Source organism: Catellatospora coxensis, assembly GCF_016862635.1.
Taxonomy (GTDB): Bacteria; Actinomycetota; Actinomycetes; order Mycobacteriales; family Micromonosporaceae; genus Catellatospora; species Catellatospora coxensis.
Genome location: NZ_BONI01000035.1, coordinates 1 through 17,767, shown reverse-complemented (window position 1 = coordinate 17,767; position 17,767 = coordinate 1). Strand labels below are relative to the sequence as shown.

The following is a 17,767-nucleotide window of genomic DNA, read 5'->3' as shown; positions in this document are numbered from 1 at the left end:
AGATATCGCTTACGTCCTACCGCGGTGCGATGGAAACCCGCGGGCCGAACTGCGGGTTGGCCTTGCCCCACTCCAGGTAGTGCGGATTGCGGGCGGCCGACTCCGCGTACGCCGCCGCGGCGTGGGCGAGCATCACGTCGGCGTATCCGGCGGCCTGGCTGCGCGGGTGCCAGCCGAGCAGGTGCCGCCAGCGCAGCGGCCCGCCCGCGATGGGCACCGTGGCGATGCCGTCCACCCGGCGGAAGGTCGCCTTGCACAGCCCGACCGCGTGCCCCGACAGCACCGCGTCCACGGCGTTGCCGATGTCCATCTCGTACATGGTGCGCGGGGTGAACCCGGCCCGCGCGCACGCGGCGGCGAAGCAGTCGCCGAAGCAGCCGTCACCCGGCATGCTGGCCCACTGCGCGTCGGCCAGCTCGGCCAGGTCGATCTCCCACCGGTGGGCCAGCGCGTGGTTCTCCGGCAGCATCACGAAGACGGCGTCGATCGCGATCTCCCGCCAGGTCAGCCCGTCGTCCGGGCTGCCCGGCACGGTGTCGCCGCAGACGCCGACGATGCAGAAGTCGAGCTTGCCGGCGACGGCCAGGTCGCAGAGCTGATCGGCCCAGTGCGACGGGTGGGTGAGCACCTCCACGCCGTCCTTCTCCGCGGCCAGCCGGGACATCAGCCCGCCCAGGATCGGGCCGTTGACCGCGCCGATACGCCACTGGTTCGGCCGGGTCCGGACGCCGGTGAGCTGCGCCGCGTCGTCCTGCAGCCCTTTCATCGCGGGCAGCACCACCCGGGCCCGGGCGAGCACCAGCTCGCCCAGCGCCGTGGGGGTGGCCCCGTGGCGGCCGCGCTCGAACAGCGGGCCGCCCAGTGCCCGCTCGATGCGCTGCAACTGCGCGGTGACCGCGGGCTGGGCCAGCCCGAGCAGCGAGGCCGCCTTGGTCACGCTGCCGGTGTCCGCGATCGCGCAGACCACGCGGAGGTGGCGGATCTCCAGATTCATGGCCGCTCCAGTGTGGAAGGTGCAACCGGCGAGAGATCCACGCAGTGTAGACGTGCGATAGATGGCTGTCACTTGCCAGGCATGCGCTTGCCCCTTTCGTTACCGGGCGGAACCGCGCGTATCGGTGCCCTCGCGCCGCGTCGCCAGACCAGGCGGCATCTCGCTACCGCCGTGCGGTCGCGGACGGGCTGCCCCAGCTCGACGCAGGCTGGAACGCGTATCCCAACAGCTCCTGCCGGACCGGCACCGGCTCGCCGCCCGGTGACGATCCCGGCCCGCCGCTCGCGGCCGGGTCGGCCCGCCCGGCCAGTTCGACGTGTCCGGCCAGGCGGCCGGTGCCCGGATTGAACAGCAGCTCGTCGCTGACCGTTCCGCTGGTCAGGCGTACCGCCAGAAGGCGCTTGCCCGAGTCGGTGAAGGCTTCGACCGCGGTGAGGCCGTCGAGCCCGCCCAGCAGCCGGTGGAAGGCGGCGCGCTGGGCGGCCGGAAGCAGCGGATCGACCCGGGTCAGGAACCGCCCGTACTGCTGCCATCGGGTGAGATCGTCGACCTCGGCCGGTCCACGCGAGCCCGCCCGGAAGCTGGCGAGCAGCAGCTCCGGATCGGTGGGCAGGGTGGCCAGCCAGGCCGCGGTCGGATACCCCCAGCCGGGTCCGGCGGCGGCGAAACCGTCCCGCGCGGCGGCGAGCTGCTCCTCGGGGGACTGCCCCTTGACCTCGCCGAGAACCGGCGCGGGTATCTCGATCAGCCCTTCGGGCTCGAAACAGCGCGCCAGCCCCCCGGACCACGCCGGGTCGCTGCCCGGCACGGGTGACGGGCCGGAGCGGGTGAGCACGGTGGTGTACGAGCACAGCAGTTGGCCGGCACGCGGCACGGCCGGGGCGGCGCCGGCCGCAACCTGGTCCAGCTCGGCGAAGACCGCGGCGACCGGGACCCGCGCGCCGTACCTCAGCCACAGCTCCGAGGTGTCCTCCGTCGCGGTGGGCGCGGAACTCGCCGGATCACCCGGCAGCGAGGTGCCGCCGCCTGCCGTGCCCAGCAGCGTCACGCCGACGACCACGACGGCGACCACCGCCGCGGTTGCGGCAGGAGCGGCCCAGCGGGGGAGGAGGAGGCGCCGGGGCGCGTGCGGGGGGGTCGCGGTCTGGACGCGGCGGCGCACCCGGTCGAGCGCGCCGGGGGCGGTTCCGGGGCGGTCCTGGTGGAATTCACGCAGGCTGCGCAGGTCGGCGTCGTCGGTCATCGGGAGCCTCCGGGAGCGGATCGGTCGGCATCGGGTTCGGTGGCCAGGGCGGCGCGCAGTTTGACCCGCGCGCGGTGCAGCGCCGACTGCACCGAGCCCAGCGGTATGCCGAGCGTGGCGGCGATCTCCTCGTAGCCGAGCTCCGCCACGGCGTGCAGCAGCAGCACGTCGCGCTGGCGGGCGGGCAGCGCGGCGAGCACTCCGGCCAGCCGCCGGGTCTGCGCCGACGCGTCCGCCCGCGCGGCGGCCCGTTCGGCGATGTCGGACACGTCCGGTTCGCGACCGGTACGGGCCAGCGCGCGCAGCCCGCGGGTCTCGCTGCGCCGGTGCCGTCGCAGCAGGTTGGTGGCGATGCCGTAGAGCCAGGCCCGCGCCGGGCCGTCGCCGAGCCGGTGCCGGCGCTGGTGCGCGATGAGGAAGGTGTCGGCCACGACGTCCTCGGCGACGGCCGGACCGACCCGGCCCGCGCAGTAGCGCAGCAGCTCCGCCCCGTGCTCGTCGAAGAGGCCCGCCACGTCGGAGCGGCTGACCCGCGGCTCGGCCATGGTGTGCAACATACTCATGACTGCCCGCAGGGCGGTGTTCTGTTCCCGCCCGCTCGCGGCGGACTGCCGGGTTCGGCCGGCAGACGGGATGATGAATGAATGGCGGCCCGGTTCACCACGATCGACGACTACATCGACTCGTTCCCCGAAGAGGTGCAGGACGTGCTGCGGCAGGTCCGGCGGACCATCCTGGCCGCCGCGCCGGCGCAGGCGGGGCAGAGCATCAGCTACGGGATCCCCACCATCACCCTGGACGGGCGGTATCTCGTGTACTTCGCCGGCTGGAAGCACCACGTCTCGGTGTACCCGGTGCCGGACGGGGACGCGGCGTTCGAGGAGGTCGTCGCGCCGTACCGGGCGGCGAAGGGCACCCTGCGCTTCCCGCTGCGCGAGCCGATCCCGTACGACGTGATCACCCGTGTGACCAGCGCGCTGGTGGTGCGGCGGAGCGCGTCCGGCGGGTGACGCCGGGGTGAGTGACGCGCCCCTGGTCGTGTCACCGTCGTCGCACCGGCATGCGTGCCGTCAGGGCCGGTCCATAGGATCGACGGGTGCAGGATGCTTCGCAGGTGTTGAGCAGGATCTTCGGCTACGGCTCGTTCCGCGGCGAGCAGCAGGAGATCATCGACCACGTGATCGGCGGCGGCGACGCCCTGGTGCTCATGCCGACCGGGGGCGGCAAGTCGCTCTGTTACCAGATCCCGGCCCTGGTCCGGCCCGGCGTCGGCGTGGTGGTCTCGCCGCTGATCGCGCTGATGCAGGACCAGGTCGACGCGCTCACCGCGCTGGGCGTGAAGGCGGGCTTCCTCAACTCGACCCTCGACCTCGACGAGCGTCGCGTGGTCGAGGCGCAGTTCGTCGCGGGCGAGCTGGACCTGCTCTACCTCGCCCCCGAGGGGCTGAGCTCGGGTTCGGCGCTGCGCCTGCTGGAGCGCGGCAAGATCTCGCTGTTCGCGATCGACGAGGCGCACTGTGTCTCGCAGTGGGGCCACGACTTCCGGCCGGACTACCTGGCCCTGTCCGTGCTGCACGAGCGCTGGCCGGACGTGCCGCGCATCGCGCTGACCGCGACCGCGACCACCGCCACCCGCACCGAGATCGCGCAGCGCCTGCAGTTGACGCAGGCGCGCCTGTTCGTCTCCAGCTTCGACCGGCCCAACATCCAGTACCGCATCGTGCCGAAGAACGACCCGAAGAAGCAGCTGCTGGAGTTGCTGCGCACCGAGCACGCCGGGGACGCGGGCATCGTCTACTGCCTGTCCCGGGCTTCGGTGGAGAAGACCGCGGAGTTCCTCGTGCAGCAGGGTATCGACGCGCTGCCCTACCACGCCGGGCTGGACTCGGGCACCCGTGCGCGGAACCAGTCCCGCTTCCTGCGCGAGGACGGGCTGGTCATGGTGGCCACCATCGCGTTCGGGATGGGCATCGACAAGCCGGACGTGCGCTTCGTCGCGCACCTCGACCTGCCGAAGTCGGTCGAGGGCTACTACCAGGAGACCGGCCGCGCCGGCCGCGACGGGCTGCCGTCGACGGCCTGGCTGGCCTACGGCCTGCAGGACGTGGTGCAGCAGCGCAAGATGATCGACAGCTCGGCCGGGGACGCGGCCTACCGGCGCGGGCTGGCCGCGCATCTGGACGCGATGCTGGCGCTGTGCGAGACGGTGCAGTGCCGGCGGGTGCAGCTGCTGGCCTACTTCGGGCAGACCGGCGAGCCGTGCGGCAACTGCGACACCTGCCTGAGCCCGCCGGAGTCCTGGGACGGCACCGTGCCCGCGCAGAAGCTGCTGTCCACGGTGCTGCGGCTGCAGCGCGAGCGCAACCAGCGCTTCGGCGCCGGGCAGTCGATCGACATCCTGCTCGGCCGCAAGACCGACAAGGTGGCGCAGCACCGCCACGACGAGCTGACCGTGTTCGGCATCGGCACCGAGCTGCAGGAGTCCGAGTGGCGCGGGGTGGTGCGCCAGCTGCTGGCCCAGGGGCTCCTGGCGGTGCAGGGTGAGCACGGCACCCTGGCGCTGACCGACGCGAGCGCCGACGTGCTGGGCCGCCGCCGCGAGGTGATGATGCGCCGCGAGCCCGAGCGCCCGGCCCGCGCGTCGGGTTCGTCGCGCAAGGCGTCGGCCGCGGCGGCAGTGGCGGAGCTGCCCGCAGACGCTGTGCCCCGGTTCGAGGCGCTGCGGGCCTGGCGTGCGGCGACCGCGAAGGAGCAGGGCGTCCCGGCGTACGTCATCTTCCACGACGCGACGCTGCGCGAGATCGCCGCGCAGGCCCCGGACTCGCTCGGCAAGCTGCGCGGGATCAGCGGGGTCGGCGAGAACAAGCTGGCCAAGTACGGCGACGGGGTGCTGGAGACGCTCGCCGCGGCCTGACCCGGGGTTGGCATTCCATCGACGTTGACGAAACTGTGAACCTCCTGTTACATGAGTGCACAGTGAGAGCGCTCTCCTGCATCCGGGTTTCCTGAGCAGGAGGATCATCATGCGACTACCGGTACGTCTGCTCGCCGCCGGGCTCGCCGTCGCGGGCCTGGTCGCCGGGCCGATGGCGAGCGCCGCCACGGCGGCACCGATCTGCAACCGCTACTGCGACGGGCGCGACGCGGCGCTGTCCCCGGGCGATCGCGCCCCGGTCAGCGCCGGGGTCTGGGGCCGGCAGATCGTGCTGCACTTCGACGACGCCGACGCGATGGGCTGGGCGAGCATCGCCAACGGCAACGCGGGCGACCGGGTCTGGCTCGACCGCTCCTTCAACGGCGGCCGCACCTGGACCGGGCTGCTCGGGGACACTGCCGTCCCGGCGGGGCAGCGCGGCTGGCGCACCGCGATGTTCAACGTGGACGACTGGGCGGGCCTCGGCGTCGGCGCGCTGCGGGCCTGCGGCAAGGCCGGCGACCGCCCCGAGATCGCCTGCACCACCTGGGCGCGCACCACCTGGAACGCCGGCAACCGGCGCACCGCCGCCGCCACCGGGCTGATGACCTCCTACAACCTGGCCACCGGGCGGTTCGACACCACCGGCTGGTGGAACACCGCCAACGCGCTGACCGCGCTCATCGACAACGTCCGGATCACCGGCATGGGCAGCTACCGGTACGCGATCGGGCGCACCTACGACCTCAACCTGGGCGCGTACCAGGGCAGCTTCCGCAACGAGTACATCGACGACACCGGCTGGTGGGCGCTGGCCTGGATCGCCGCGTACGACCTCACCGGCGAGGCCCGCTACCTGAACACGGCCCGGGTGGCCGCCGACCACATGGCTGCGTACTGGGACGGGGTCTGCGGCGGCGGGGTCTGGTGGAGCACCGCGCGGACCGCGAAGAACGCCATCGCGAACGGCCTCTACCTGCACGTCACCGCCGCCCTGCACAACCGGATCGCGGGTGACGTGACCTACCTGAACCGGGCGCGGGCGACGTGGACGTGGTTCCAGGGCACCGGGATGATCAACGGCTCGTCGCTGATCAACGACGGGATCAGCCTTTCCACCTGCCGGAACAACAACCAGCCGGTGTGGTCGTACAACCAGGGGGTGCCGCTGGGCGGGCTGGTGGAGCTGCACCGGGCCACCGGGGACGCGAGCCTGCTGGCCACCGCGCGGCGGCTCGCCGACGCCTCGACCACGACCGGGCTGCTGCACGTCAACGGCATCCTGCGCGACCCGTGCGAGGGCGGGGACTGCGGCGCGGACGGGCCCTCGTTCAAGGGGGCGTACGTGCGCGGCCTGGCCGCCCTCAACAACGCGCTGTCCGACCGCCCCTACACGGCCTACCTGCGCCGCCAGGCCGACGCCGCGTACGCCGCCGACCGCACCCCGCTGGACCTGTACGGCCTGCGCTGGGCGGGCCCCGTCGACAGACTCGACGCCGCCCGCCAGCAGAGCGCCCTGGACCTGATGAACGCCGCCCCCTGACCGTCACGCCGCCTGGCCCGCCGCGAGATCGCGGCGGGCCACGGGTCGGACGGGTCAGCCCTCCTCGGTGCGGCCCTGGCGCCAGTAGCCCATGAAGGCGACCGCCTTGCGGTCCAGGCCGCGCTCGCTGACCAGGTGACGGCGCAGGGTGCGGATCACCGCGGCCTCACCGGCGAGCCAGGCGTAGAGGCGTCCGCTGGCCGCGGCCTCGGGGACCTCCCACAGGATGTCGTTGTCCACGTCGACGTCCTCGACGGTCTCGGCCGCCCCGGGCACCGGCACCAGCCGCGCCGCCGCCTCCTGGACCGCGGGGACCAGCAGGCTGCCGTGAGCGGCGCCGTCGCGGGCCAGCCAGCGCACGGTCACCCCGGCGGGCGCGGTGACCGCCAGCTCGTCGGCCGGGTACGGCACCTCCAGCAGCGCCGCGCCGACCGTGTCCGCGGGCAGCCGCTCCAGGATCGCGGCGATGGCGGGCACCGCGGTCTCGTCCCCGGCCAGCAGCACCGGCACGCCGGGCGCGGGCGGCACGAACTCGACCCCGCCGTGCGGGCCGGGGTGCACCGCGTTCGGTCCCATCAGGACGATCTTGTCGCCAGGCCGGGCCGTGCGGGCCCAGCGCGAGGCGGGCCCGGCGTCGCCGTGCAGGGCCACGTCCACGTCGACCTCGCACCGCTCGCGGCGTACCCGGCGCGCGGTGTAGGTGCGCAGCGGGTTGCGCCGCTCGTCGGGTGTCGCGCGCCAGGTGGCGTACCAGTCCGGGCCGTGGTCCAGGTCGGCGAACCCGCCGGTCGGCGCGGGCAGGACGAGTTTGAGGCGCAGGTCGTAGCCGCAGTCGGCGAAGTCGGCGAGGTCCGGGCCGGCGAAGGTGAAACGCTTGAACGTCGGGCTGAGTTCGGCGACGGACTGCACCTGCACGGTGAACAGCCGCCAGACCATGGTGTCGCTCATGCGCGGATCTCCAGAGGGGCCGGAAGACGAGGGGATGCCGAGGCGGCCGCCGGCCCGTGGTCCTCCACGCGCAGCCGACGGCCGCCATGCACGCCTTAGGTTAGGTTAGCCTTCCCTCTGATTGTCAAATGGTGGCCATCCGGCCGCTACGCCGCTGCCCCGGCTCCGGCATCGGCTCCCGCTCTGGCGTCGGCGTCCGTTCGGGCTACGGAAGCCGAGCCGGCGCCGTGCGGCGAGCAGTCGGCTGCGGTCGGCGAAACAGGGCCGGAGTCGCTGCCACGCAGCGTGCGCAGGGCGAGGGCGGCGGCGAGCGCCATCAGTACGGCGGCCGCGATCGCCGCCGCGTGCAGGCCGGACATGAAGGCGGTGCGGGCACCGGCGAGCAGCGCCGCACCCGCGTCGCCGGGCAGCCCGGCGGCGACGGCGGCCGCCCCGGCCAGCGTCTCGCGGGCGGTGTCCGCGGCCTCGGCCGGCAGCCCGGCGGGCACGTCGAGGCGGGCGCGGAAGACGGCGGTGCCGATGCTGCCGAGCACGGCCATGCCGAGCGCGCCGCCGAACTCCGCCGCCGTCTCCGACAGGGCGGACGCCGAGCCCGCCCGCTCCGGCGGCGCGGCCCACAGGATCAGCTCGGCGCTCAGCGACATCACCACGACCAGGCCGCAGGCGTACAGCGAGGCGCAGACCATCAGCGTCCACAGTGGGGAGTCCGCGCCGACGGCGGTCATCGCGGCGAACCCGGCCAGCGCGACCAGGAAGCCGACCGCGACCAGGCGGTTGCGCGGGATGCCCCGCTGGGCGAGCCCGGCGGCCAGCGGGGCGACCGCGCCGATGCCGAGCGAGGGGACCAGGCTCCAGAGGGCCGCCTCCAGCGGGGACATGCCCCACACCGTCTGCAGCAGCTGCGTGGTGAAGATGGCGAAGCCGATCAGGGCGAACATGGCCAGCAGGTTGACCGCGACGGCACCCCGGAAGGCGCGGCCCCGGAACATCGTGAGGTCGATCAACGGGTCCGGGGAGGAGCGCTGGCGGTGCAGGAAAGCCGCGCCGACGGCGAGACCGAGCACGATCGCGGCGGCGGCGAGCCGTGGGTCGCCCTCGGCGGCGAGTTCCTTGACGCCCCAGATCACCGGCAGCACCGCGGCCAGCGACAGGACCGCGCCGAGCAGGTCGAACCGGCCGCCGGCGACCCGCCGCGACTCGGGCACCAGCACCGGCACGAGCACGACCAGCAGCAGCATGAACGGCACATTGATCAGGAAGACCGAGCCCCACCAGAAGTGTTCGAGCAGCACGCCGCTGAGGATCGGGCCGAGCGCGACGCCGAAGGTGAGCGCGGCGGTCCAGATCGCGATGGCGGTGGCGCGCTGCTTCGCGTCGTGGAACATGTTGCGGATCAGCGCGAGGGTGCTGGGCATCAGCGTCGCGCCGCCGATGCCGAGCAGGGCCCTCGTGGCGATGAGCGCCTCGGCGCTGCCCGCGTAGGCCGCGGCGGCGGAGGTGAGCGCGAAGGCGGCCGCGCCGATCATGAGCAGCCGGCGGCGGCCGATGCGGTCGCCGAGCGCGCCCATGGTGATGAGCAGGCCGGCCAGCACGAAGCCGTAGATGTCGAAGATCCACAGTTGCTGGGTGGCGGTCGGCGCGAGGTCGGCGCTGATGAACGGGACGGCGAAGTAGAGCACCGACACGTCCATGGAGACCAGCAGCAGGGGCAGGAGCAGCACGGCGAGTCCGATCCACTCGCGGCGGCCGGCGAGCGGCGGGCTTGGCTCGTTCATCGAGGACCAACCTTCTGTGTACGTGATACGCGCTTCTGTGTATGACATACGCGTTACTGCGTACGTTATACGCAGCACTAGGATGTGCAGTCAAGCGTTCGAGGTGGAAGCAGGTGTGATGGAGCTCGACAGCGACACCGGGGTGCCGGCGAACATCGCCGCGGCATGGGGGTTGCGGGAACGGCCGGCCAAGGGGCCCAAACCGGGCCTGACCCTGGACGGCATCGTGCAGGCGGGCATCCGGGTCGCGGCGGCCGACGGCATCGGCGCGGTCTCGATGAGCCGGGTCGCCGCCGAGGCGGGGGCGTCCACCATGGCGCTCTACCGTTACGTCCGGGCCAAGGACGAGCTGCTCGCGCTGATGATGGACGCGGCCATCGGCGACCCGCCCGCGTTCGACCACAGCGCGGGCTGGCGCGCCGGGCTGACCGCCTGGGCGACGTCCTGCCGGGAGGTCTACCTGGCACAGCCGTGGACGCTGCGGGTGCCGGTCAGCGGCCCGCCCGCCACCCCGCACCAGCTGGCCTGGCTGGATTCCGGGCTCACCGCGCTCGCCGGCACCGGGCTGGCCGAGGAGCACAAGCTCTCCACGATCCTGCTGCTCAGCGGCTACGTGCGCAGCGACGCGACGGTGGCGGTGGACATGCTGACCGCGGTGCAGGCCGTCGACAGCTCGTTGGACGAGGCCATCTCGGCCTACGGGAAGCTGCTGAAGCTGCTCGTCGAGCCGGCGCGCTTCCCGGCGCTGGGGCGGGTCATCGCGGCCGGGGTGTTCGACCAGGTCGACGAGCCGTACGACGAGTTCGTGTTCGGACTGGACCGCATCCTCGACGGCGTCGGTCAGCTCATCGCGCAGCGGGCGGACGGCTGACCATCCGGCGTGGACGGTACCGTGCTCCCGTGACGGACATCCCCTCCCCGCTCGCGCCGGTTTCGCCCGTGGTCGAGACGCCCGCACCCCGGCACGGCATCGTCTGGTCGCTGCGCCACCTCGCGGCGGTGCTCGGCACCGTCGGAGTGCTGCTGCTGCGGCACTGGCCGGTGCTGTTCGCGCTGGTGTTCGCCGGGTTCGCGGCCCGGCGCGGGGTGACCCTGGTGGCCGTGCAGGCCAGCAAGCTCGACGGTGTCTTCGGCTTCCTGGTCTTCGCCCTGGTCCCGGTCGCGGTGATGACCGCGCTGGTGCTGATGCTCCGGGTGCTGTCGCGCTCGCTGCCGGCCACCACGCCGGACGGCGAGCCGGGGCAGCGCTTCCGCACCCTGGCGCACGTGGCGAGCGTGCTGCTGCCGTTCATCGTGGTGTACGCCTCGTACGACTACTTCGCCGACGACCGCAGCACGTACCTGCTGGAGGTGTTCCAGGACGAGCACAGCAGGGCCGAGGCGGTCACCGACCCGTCCGCGCTCACCCTCGACGAGCGCCTGCCGTTCACGCTGAACACGACGCTGATCGTGGTGTCGGTCGTCGCGCTGGTGCTGCGGTTCCTGCTCGGGCTGCGGGCCGACAAGCTGTGGAGCTGGATCGGCTTCGTGCGGGCCTACCTGGAGGTGCTGTCGCTGACCCTGGTGGCCGTGTTCGTGTCGGGGGTCAGCGCCAAGGTGCTGCCCTACGTCGAGCACCGGCGGGCGTACCAGGCGGCGCTGACCGGGTGGGATCAGGCCGTGGCGCAGCTCGGCCCGGTGGAGCAGCCCGTGCGCGCGGCGGGATTGTGGTTCTCGAAGCTGTTCCTGTCCCTCGACGTCGTCCTCGTCGTGCCACTGGCCTGGCTGATCGTCGGCGCGGTCGTGTACGGGCAGAGCCTGGGCACGCCGCCGCTGAACCGGAAGGCCGCCGCGCGTGCGGTGCGGGCGGCCCGCCGGTGGGCGAAGCTGCCCGCGCCGATCCGCAAGCTCAGTGCGGCGAGCACCGCCAACGTGCGCGAGACGCTGGCGCCGCTCGCGCAGAGCTTCCGGCTGCTGGCGCACGCGGGCAAGGTGCCGATGCTGATGTTCTGCGTGCTGTTCGTCGCCGTGCAGACGCTGCCGACCTGGCTGTGGGAGCTGGAGCGCACGCTGATCGGCGCGCAGGACGTCAACGAGGTGTGGCGGCCGCTGTCCGGCCCGCTCAGCGTGTTGAACGACGCCGTCAGCATGGTGCTGCTGCTGTGCCTGGTCGCCGCTACGGTCGACCGGGTGCTGCGGGTGCAGTCAGCGGTCGAACCGCACGTACCGGGTCTGGTCGACGCCGCCGAAGAAGACCCGCACCGCGGCGATCTCCACCCCGCGCGGCGTGACGAAATGGGCGACGGTCTGGTACCGGCCTGACCCCGCGGGCACGGGGCTGTTCTCCGGGTTGCAGTTGCCCAGCGGCGTACGCGCCGAGGACAGCTCCCGCGGCTCGTCGTTGTAACGGTTGCCGGCGGTGTCCTCGATGCTGATGGCGCAGTAGATCACCTGATCCGGTTCGAGGTCGGTGGGACCCTCGACGTCGAGCACCACCCGCCACGCGGTCATGTTGTCGGGCAGCACGAAGGGGCGATCGCCGCTCCGCTTCAGGTCCGTGGCCGGGGCCAGTTCGGCCACCCGCATCCGCAGCCCTGCGAAGTCGGCGGTGCCGTCCGCGGCGGGTAGCACCGCCTCGGGCCGACCGCGCTGCCAGAACTCCAGATCGGAGTAGCCTGCCGCGCCGAGCATCAGGGCCAGCGCCGGCAGCAGGGCGACCAGGCCCCAGCCGTTGCGCCGCCACCAGCCGCGGCCGAGCGAGTCCGGGCCCCTCATGACACGGCCTTCGGAAGGAGCACGGTGGTGGGCTCGGCGGAGCAGGCCGAGCCGTCGGAGATCGACAACCGGATCTCGGTCATCGAGTCCAGACGCTGGTCGAAGCTGTTGTCGGCGAGCAGCAGGGTCAGGCTGCCCGCGGACGCGGTCGGCACCTCGATGGCGATCTCCCCCTCGTACGGCAGCCCCGGCTGCATGGTGAGCCCGCCCGTGACCAGGTCCAGCGAGATGCGGTCGGTGGTCTGGTAGACCCGGTCGGCGGAGTCGCGCGCCGCGGCGTACGCGATGCTGGTCGGTTCGGACCGCGCGCCCACCCGCAGCTTGGCGACGATCCAGACGCCCTGGGTGTCCAGCACGTGCTCGCCGATCTTCAGCGCCGCCGCGCAGCGCACCTGCTGCACGCGGGCGGTGAAGGTGCGGGCGGCCACGTCCTCGCCGACCTCCCCGATCACCGGGAAGGGCCGCCGGGCGTGGTTGAGGGTGGGTTCGGCGGTCTGCACGGCCTGGGCCGTGGCGAGCGCGGCCAGCACGAAGAGGGCAGACCCCAGGCGGCGCAACAGCTTCACGCGTCGTCTCCTCGGCTCACTGCGTCGGCCCGGCGCTGGGGCTGCGCGAAGGTTTCGGGTTCACCGACGGCCGCGGCCGCGCGGACGCCGACGGTCCCGCGGTAGGTGACGGTCCGGCACCGGGCGACGGGCTCGCGGACGGGGGCGTCAGGTCGGCCTTGACCGGCACGGTGACCCGCCCCGCCGGAGGGTCGTCGCCCTTCTCGTCCGCGTCCATCCACTGCCACTCGCCGCCCAGGCTGTCCTCGCGGTAGGTCCGCTGCTCGATGGAGATGGTCAGCGAGGTGGGCACGGGCGCGTCGCCGGACTGCTCCCAGACGAACCAGATCCGCTCGGGCATCTCCGGGTGCAGCAGGCGCAGGCGGCTGCCGTCCCGCTCCAGCGCGGCCTCGGCCGGGGTCGGCTTGACCAGGCCGGTCGCGCCCTCCAGCACCAGCAGGTCGGAGGGCGGCATGGTGCTCTCGGTGGCGGTGATCCGGACCGTGGCGATCACGTACAGCCAGCGGTCGTTCTCCTTCTGCAGGCGCAGCTTGCCCAGCTCCCGGCGGACGCCTGCCTCGTGGACGGTGACCTCCCACGGCCCACCGGGCACGGGCGTGCCCGCGGCGACGGTCTCCGCCCGCGGATCGGCCACCGTGTCGAGGCCGCCGAACAGCCCGGACACCCCCAGCAGCACCACCGCCACGGCCCAGCGCAGCCCGGGTGCCGCCTGGTCCACGAGTCCTCTGGTCAATCTGCGGCTCAGACCGCCCCGCCCCGTGACAGACACGTCGGCGAGCATACGAGACGGACGCCTTGCGGCATAACCGAGCCGGGCGGCGTCCGTCCGTAGTGGAGTCCGGTCAGCCCATCCAGGCGAAGACGGCCGGGTCGGGGCCGATGCGGCCGCCGTTGTCCAGGCCGGCGATCGCCGCCATGTCCTCGTCGTCGAGGGCGAAGTCGAAGACCGCGATGTTCTCGGCGATGCGCGACGGCGTCACCGACTTCGGGATGACCACGTTGCCCAGCTGCAGGTGCCAGCGCAGCACCACCTGCGCCGGGGTCCGGTCGTGCTTGGCCGCGATGCGCGCCAGGACCGGGTCGTCGAGCAGGCCCTTGCCCTGGCCCAGCGGGCTCCACGCCTCGGTCGCGATGTCGTGCACCGCGTGCAGCTTGCGCAGCTCCTCCTGCGGGAAGTGCGGGTGCAGCTCGATCTGGTTGACCGCGGGCACCACGTCGAACTCGTCGAGCAGGCGGCTCATCGTCTGCACGGTGAAGTTGGAGACGCCGATGGCGCGCACCCGCTTGTCGGCGTACAGCTTCTCCATCGCGCGCCACGCCTCGGTGTAGCGGTCCTGCGCCGGCACCGGCCAGTGCATCAGGTACAGGTCCAGGTAGTCGAGGCCGAGCGCGTCGAGGCTGTCGTCGAAGGCGCGCAACGCCCGGTCGTACTCGTGCTCGGTGTTCCACAGCTTCGTGGTGACGAACAGCTCCTCGCGGGGCAGCCCGGACGCCCGCAGCGCGCGGCCCACGCCCTGCTCGTTGCCGTAGATCTTGGCGGTGTCGATGCTGCGGTAGCCCGCCCGCAGCGCCGTGGCCACGGCGTGCTCCGCCGCGTCGTCGTCGACCTGCCACACGCCGAAGCCGAGCTGAGGCATCAGGACACCGTTGTTGAGGGTCACGTCAGGAACGGTCATACCGTCCATTCTTCCAGTGCGCCGCCCCGCGTTCGGCGCGGTCTCCGTCTTGATCGTCCGACTTGCCCGGCACCTGTGCGTATCTTGCGCGTGCTTTCGCCCGGTTGCCGGGCAGGTCGGACGGTCAACGAGAGCGCGGCAGTGACCCCTTGCGATGGAAGCGCTCCCATGCAAGACTGATCAGAATTCGCGACCGGGAGCCAACGTCGCGCGACACGGCACGTCAGGGCATGGATGCGCCGCTGCGGCACCGCCGTCATCGCTGACGGCTCGAACGGTTTCCCGCCGGGACCTGGTCCCGGCGTCTTCGCGAGGAGCTCATCTTGTTGCACACACTGCGGCGTTCCCGCCACAGAGTCCTGCGGCGCTCAGGCGCCGTCGCCACGGCGGCTGTCGTCGCCCTCGGCGGTCTGGTGGTGGCGGCGAGCCCGGCCCAGGCCGCAGTCGCCTGCGAGGTCGTATACACCGCCAACCCGTGGACCGAAGCCCCCGGCTCCGGCGGCTTCACCGCCAACATGACCCTGAAGAACCTCGGTGACCCGTGGACGAGCTGGACGCTCGGCTTCACGCTGCCCTCCGGGCAGACCGTCACCCTGCCCGGCTGGTCGGCGAACTTCGCCGTGTCCGGCCAGAACGTCACCGCGACCAACCTGAACTACAACGGCAACGTGCCGACGAACGGGTCCACCGGCATCGGCTTCAACGGCCGCTGGAGCGGCACGTACTCGTCGCCGGCGTCGTTCACCGTCAACGGCACGGCGTGCACCGGGGCCAACCCGGCGCCGACGGTGAGCATCACCGCCCCGGCCAACAACACCCACTACACCGCCCCCGCGGCGTTCACCATCGCGGCGACCGCGGCGGACACCGCGCCCGGCACCGTGTCGAAGGTCGAGTTCTACCGCGACGGGCTGCTGCTCGGCTCGGACACCTCGTCCCCGTACACCTGGGACGTCTCGGCGCTGCCGGTCGGCACGTACGTGTTCCAGGCCAAGGCGACCGACAACGGCGGCGCCACCGCCACGGCGAACACCACGGTCGTGGTGGACGCCTCCGTCGCGCCGAAGGTCCTGGTCAACGGGGCCGGCACGGCGGCGGTCAGCGTGCCCGAGGGCGGCACCAACACGTTCAAGGTGAAGCTGTCGGCCGCGCCGGCCGCCAACCTGACCGTGGCCGTGGCCCGCACCGCGGGCGACACCGACGTGTCGGTCTCCACCGGCGCGACGCTGACGTTCAGCACCACCAACTGGGGCACCGAGCAGACGGTGACCCTGGCGGCGGCGCAGGACGCGGACAACGCCTCCGGCTCGGCGACCGTCACCGCCAGCGCCACCGGGTACGACCCCGGCGTGGTCACCGCGACCGAGGCCGACGACGAGGTCAACGTCTACACGCAGCGCTTCATCGAGCAGTACAACAAGATCAAGAACACCGCCAACGGGTACTTCTCGCCCGAGGGCGTGCCGTACCACTCGATCGAGACGCTGATCGTCGAGGCGCCCGACTACGGCCACGAGACCACCAGCGAGGCGTTCTCCTACTGGCTGTGGCTGGAGGCCTACTACGGCCGGTTCACCCAGGACTGGACGAAGTTCAACCAGGCCTGGACGGTGATGGAGCAGTACATCATCCCGTCGGCGACCGACCAGCCCAACGCGGGCGTGGCCGGCACCCCGCAGTACGCGGCCGAGCACCTCACCCCGGCCAACTACCCGTCGCAGCTGCAGCCCAGCGTGCCCGTCGGGGTCGACCCGCTGCGCAGCGAGCTGACCAGCACCTACGGCAACGGCAGCATCTACGGCATGCACTGGCTGCTCGACGTCGACAACAAGTACGGCTTCGGCCGCTGCGGCAACGGCACCACGCGCCCGGCGTACATCAACACCTTCCAGCGGGGCCCGCAGGAGTCGGTGTGGGAGACCATCCCGCAGCCGAGCTGCGACAACCTCAACCACGGCGGCCCCAACGGCTACCTGGACCTGTTCGTCAAGGAGTCCAGCGCGCCCGCGGCGCAGTGGAAGTACACCAACGCCCCCGACGCCGACGCCCGCGCCATCGAGGCGGCCTACTGGGCGCTGACCTGGGCCACCGAGCAGGGCAAGCAGTCGCAGATCGCGTCGACGCTGACCAAGGCGGCGAAGATGGGCGACTACCTGCGCTACGCCATGTTCGACAAGTACTTCAAGAAGATCGGCAACTGCGTCGGCGCGACCACCTGCGCCGCCGGCACCGGCCGTGATTCGATGCACTACCTGATGTCCTGGTACTACGCCTGGGGCGGCGGTCTCACGTCGGCCTGGTCGTGGCGCATCGGCTCCAGCTTCAACCACTTCGGCTACCAGAACCCGATGGCTGCGTACGCGCTGGCCAACGTCAACGAGCTGAAGCCGCAGTCGCCGACCGCGAACGCGGACTGGACCAACAGCTTCAACCGCCAGCTGGAGTTCTACCAGTGGCTGCAGTCGGCCGAGGGCGGCATCGCCGGCGGCGCGACCAACAGCTGGGCCGGCTCGTACGCGACGCCGCCCGCGAACACGCCCACCTTCTACGGCATGTTCTACGACGAGAAGCCGGTCTACCACGACCCGCCGTCGAACCAGTGGTTCGGCATGCAGGTCTGGTCGATGGGCCGCATCGCCGAGCTGTACTACGCCACCGGCAACCTCAAGGCCAAGGCGCTGCTCGACAAGTGGGTGCCGTGGGCGGTCGCCAACACCACGGTCAGCGGCACGAACTTCGCCGTCCCGTCCGAGCTCGGCTGGTCCGGCGCGCCGACGACCTGGAACCCGGCCAGCCCGGCCGCCAACACCAACCTGCACGTCACGGTGACCAGCACCGGCCAGGACGTCGGCGTCGCCGCGTCGCTGGCCCGTGCGCTGCTGTTCTACGCCGCCAAGTCCGGCAACGCCGCGGCGAAGACCACCGGCAAGGGCATCATCGACGCGCTGTACGCCAAGGCCGAGAGCAAGGGCGTCTCGACGACCGAGACCCGCGGCGACTACTCGCGGTTCGACGACGTCTACAACGCCACCACCGGCCAGGGCATCTACGTCCCGTCCGGCTGGACCGGCGACATGCCCAACGGCGACATCATCACGGCGGGCAAGTCGTTCCTCGACATCCGGTCCTGGTACAAGCAGGACCCGGACTGGGCCAAGGTCCAGGCGCACCTGGCAGGCGGCCCCGCGCCGAGCTTCAACTACCACCGGTTCTGGGCCCAGAGCGACGTCGCGATGGCCTTCGCCGACTTCGCCATGCTGTTCCCCAACGGCTGACCCGTTTGAATGCGCTGGAGTCGTGAAGCGCGGATCCAGCGGTTGAACCTTGTACCGAGTGATGTGGCGGGCGCCCGAG

Annotated in this window: 15 protein-coding genes; 6 read left to right on the top strand and 9 right to left on the bottom strand. The window is 72.2% G+C overall.

From position 1 onward, the window contains the following. Positions 1-16: 16 nt before the first annotated feature. The 3 genes from Cco03nite_RS20835 to Cco03nite_RS20825 all read right to left on the bottom strand — a co-directional run bounded on the left by Cco03nite_RS20835 (position 17) and on the right by Cco03nite_RS20825 (position 2,782). Positions 17-994 carry a LysR family transcriptional regulator gene (locus Cco03nite_RS20835; protein ID WP_203693836.1) on the bottom strand — a complete coding sequence of 326 codons (978 nt, stop codon included), beginning with the start codon at positions 992-994 and terminating at the stop codon, positions 17-19. Between the two features lie 163 nt (positions 995-1,157). Next, positions 1,158-2,237, bottom strand: coding sequence for a hypothetical protein (locus Cco03nite_RS20830; protein WP_203693835.1), 1,080 nt, complete (start codon positions 2,235-2,237; stop codon positions 1,158-1,160). Next, positions 2,234-2,782 (bottom strand): RNA polymerase sigma factor, encoded by a 549-nt coding sequence (locus Cco03nite_RS20825; RefSeq protein WP_203693834.1) that lies wholly within the window; start codon positions 2,780-2,782, stop codon positions 2,234-2,236. The genes Cco03nite_RS20830 and Cco03nite_RS20825 overlap by 4 nt, the downstream gene beginning before the upstream one ends. Positions 2,783-2,881: 99 nt before the next feature. Here Cco03nite_RS20825 and Cco03nite_RS20820 point away from each other — a divergent pair, with 99 nt between their 5' ends. From Cco03nite_RS20820 to Cco03nite_RS20810, 3 genes are all read left to right on the top strand, one after another. Further along, positions 2,882-3,247 carry an iron chaperone gene (locus tag Cco03nite_RS20820; RefSeq protein WP_203693833.1) on the top strand — a complete coding sequence of 122 codons (366 nt, stop codon included), beginning with the start codon at positions 2,882-2,884 and terminating at the stop codon, positions 3,245-3,247. Between the two features lie 86 nt (positions 3,248-3,333). Continuing rightward, the gene (gene recQ, locus Cco03nite_RS20815) at positions 3,334-5,151 is read left to right on the top strand and encodes a DNA helicase RecQ (RefSeq protein WP_203693832.1); all 1,818 of its coding nucleotides are present in this window, start codon (positions 3,334-3,336) and stop codon (positions 5,149-5,151) included. A gap of 109 nt (positions 5,152-5,260) precedes the next feature. Continuing rightward, positions 5,261-6,694, top strand: coding sequence for a glycoside hydrolase family 76 protein (locus tag Cco03nite_RS20810; RefSeq protein WP_203693831.1), 1,434 nt, complete (start codon positions 5,261-5,263; stop codon positions 6,692-6,694). A gap of 54 nt (positions 6,695-6,748) precedes the next feature. On the opposite strand, the gene Cco03nite_RS20805 is transcribed toward Cco03nite_RS20810, so the two are convergent. Further along, the gene (locus Cco03nite_RS20805; RefSeq protein WP_203693830.1) at positions 6,749-7,642 is read right to left on the bottom strand and encodes a siderophore-interacting protein; all 894 of its coding nucleotides are present in this window, start codon (positions 7,640-7,642) and stop codon (positions 6,749-6,751) included. 146 nt (positions 7,643-7,788) lie between these two features. Next, entirely contained in the window at positions 7,789-9,417 is a 1,629-nt protein-coding gene (locus Cco03nite_RS20800) for an MFS transporter (RefSeq protein WP_203693829.1), read from the bottom strand. A 118-nt stretch (positions 9,418-9,535) separates the two neighbouring features. Here Cco03nite_RS20800 and Cco03nite_RS20795 point away from each other — a divergent pair, with 118 nt between their 5' ends. Continuing rightward, positions 9,536-10,288 (top strand): TetR/AcrR family transcriptional regulator, encoded by a 753-nt coding sequence (locus Cco03nite_RS20795; RefSeq protein ID WP_203693828.1) that lies wholly within the window; start codon positions 9,536-9,538, stop codon positions 10,286-10,288. A gap of 29 nt (positions 10,289-10,317) precedes the next feature. Then, positions 10,318-11,718 (top strand): hypothetical protein, encoded by a 1,401-nt coding sequence (locus Cco03nite_RS20790; protein ID WP_203693827.1) that lies wholly within the window; start codon positions 10,318-10,320, stop codon positions 11,716-11,718. Here Cco03nite_RS20790 and Cco03nite_RS20785 read toward each other — a convergent pair. The 4 genes from Cco03nite_RS20785 to Cco03nite_RS20770 all read right to left on the bottom strand — a co-directional run bounded on the left by Cco03nite_RS20785 (position 11,602) and on the right by Cco03nite_RS20770 (position 14,413). After that, positions 11,602-12,171 carry a hypothetical protein gene (locus Cco03nite_RS20785; RefSeq protein WP_203693826.1) on the bottom strand — a complete coding sequence of 190 codons (570 nt, stop codon included), beginning with the start codon at positions 12,169-12,171 and terminating at the stop codon, positions 11,602-11,604. The genes Cco03nite_RS20790 and Cco03nite_RS20785 overlap by 117 nt on opposite strands. Beyond that, entirely contained in the window at positions 12,168-12,737 is a 570-nt protein-coding gene (locus Cco03nite_RS20780) for a hypothetical protein (RefSeq protein WP_203693825.1), read from the bottom strand. The genes Cco03nite_RS20785 and Cco03nite_RS20780 overlap by 4 nt, the downstream gene beginning before the upstream one ends. A 16-nt stretch (positions 12,738-12,753) precedes the next feature. Next, complete coding sequence (locus Cco03nite_RS20775; protein ID WP_203693824.1) at positions 12,754-13,506, bottom strand: hypothetical protein; 753 nt, start codon at positions 13,504-13,506, stop codon at positions 12,754-12,756. Positions 13,507-13,579: 73 nt separating this feature from the next. Then, positions 13,580-14,413 carry an aldo/keto reductase gene (locus Cco03nite_RS20770; RefSeq protein ID WP_203693823.1) on the bottom strand — a complete coding sequence of 278 codons (834 nt, stop codon included), beginning with the start codon at positions 14,411-14,413 and terminating at the stop codon, positions 13,580-13,582. Positions 14,414-14,736: 323 nt separating this feature from the next. On the opposite strand from Cco03nite_RS20770, the gene Cco03nite_RS20765 reads away from it, so the two are divergent. Further along, the gene (locus Cco03nite_RS20765; protein ID WP_373314285.1) at positions 14,737-17,688 is read left to right on the top strand and encodes a glycoside hydrolase family 48 protein; all 2,952 of its coding nucleotides are present in this window, start codon (positions 14,737-14,739) and stop codon (positions 17,686-17,688) included. Positions 17,689-17,767: the final 79 nt, after the last annotated feature.